This window comes from Pantoea sp. CTOTU49201, from assembly GCF_032054795.1.
In the GTDB taxonomy this organism is placed as follows: domain Bacteria; phylum Pseudomonadota; class Gammaproteobacteria; order Enterobacterales; family Enterobacteriaceae; genus Pantoea; species Pantoea symbiotica.
In genome coordinates this window covers 1-1,455 of sequence record NZ_DAMBSA010000261.1, presented here as the reverse complement: position 1 = coordinate 1,455, position 1,455 = coordinate 1, and the positions used below count along the sequence as shown (strand labels likewise).

1 protein-coding gene and 1 tRNA gene (1 of these 2 only partly in view) are annotated in these 1,455 nt (G+C 50.9%); both read left to right on the top strand.

Going from position 1 to position 1,455, the window contains the following annotated elements; genetic code table 11:
• Positions 1-23 (top strand) — tRNA-Val (locus RTY00_RS16900) (it extends 154 nt beyond the left edge of the window).
• A 342-nt stretch (positions 24-365) separates the two neighbouring features.
• Positions 366-1,455: pyruvate kinase PykF (gene pykF / locus RTY00_RS16895; RefSeq protein WP_312665209.1), on the top strand; the 1,090-nt coding region annotated here is incomplete at its 3' end.

Sequence of the window (1,455 nt, the reverse complement as noted above, 5' to 3'; positions counted from 1 at the left end):
TTCGAGTCCATTAGAGCGCACCACTCTGGTTTTATCTCCTTGCGCAACACCTTTTTCTTGATCTGCATCGTCTTTATCACGCCGCTTTTATATTGGTTTTCGCATACTTAGCGACTATACTATGCCGCGTTGTTCCACCTGAAAGGTTTCAGCGCTAACGTGCCTATGCAAACAACTCCAATGATTTGCGCAACACTGATCACTCAGTTCCCTCGCGTACTGCATAACTTCTCTGCACGCTTTGCTTTCGTCTCCTATTCTTATTTCTGTGAAATCCGTTCCAACACCATAAATATTCTCACTTCGGTGCCATGCGCATCGAATCCCGACCTTTATCATCCATCACAACTTATAGAAAACCTGACATGAAAAAGACCAAAATCGTTTGTACTATCGGTCCAAAAACCGAATCTGAAGAGATGCTGACCCAACTGCTGGAAGCGGGCATGAACGTGATGCGCCTGAACTTCTCGCACGGGGATTACGCTGAACACGGCCAACGCATCACCAACATGCGTGCCGTTATGGAAAAAACCGGTCGTCAGGCCGCTATTCTGCTGGACACCAAAGGTCCGGAAATTCGTACCATGAAACTGGAAGGCGGCAACGATGTGTCGTTGAAAGCCGGCCAGACCTTCACTTTCACCACCGATCAGTCGGTGATTGGTAACAGCGAACGTGTTGCCGTGACTTACGCTGGTTTCACTGAAGACCTGAAAATTGGTAACACTGTACTGGTCGACGATGGCTTGATCGGTATGCAGGTGACTGAAGTGACTGAGAACTCAGTGATCTGTAATGTCCTCAACAACGGCGATCTGGGTGAGAACAAAGGCGTTAACCTGCCAGGTGTCTCCATTCAGCTGCCTGCACTGGCGGAAAAAGACAAGCGCGACCTGATCTTTGGTTGCGAGCAGAACGTTGATTTCGTCGCCGCTTCGTTTATCCGTAAGCGCTCTGACGTGCTGGAAATCCGTGAGCACCTGAAAGCGCATGGCGGTGAGCACATTCAGATCATCTCGAAAATCGAGAACCAGGAAGGCCTGAACAACTTCGACGAGATCCTCGAAGCGTCAGACGGCATCATGGTTGCGCGTGGCGACCTCGGCGTTGAGATCCCAGTAGAAGAAGTGATCTTCGCGCAGAAGATGATGATCAAGAAATGTAATAAAGCACGCAAAGTGGTGATCACCGCGACGCAGATGCTGGATTCAATGATCAAAAACCCGCGCCCTACCCGCGCAGAAGCCGGCGATGTGGCTAACGCCATCCTCGATGGTACCGATGCGGTAATGCTGTCTGGTGAGAGTGCCAAGGGTCGCTATCCACTGGAGTCGGTCACCATCATGGCGACCATCTGTGAACGTACCGATCGCGTGATGAAATCCCGCATTGATTCACTGCAAGACTCACGCAAGCTGCGCATCACCGAAGCGGTATGTCGCGGTGCGGTTG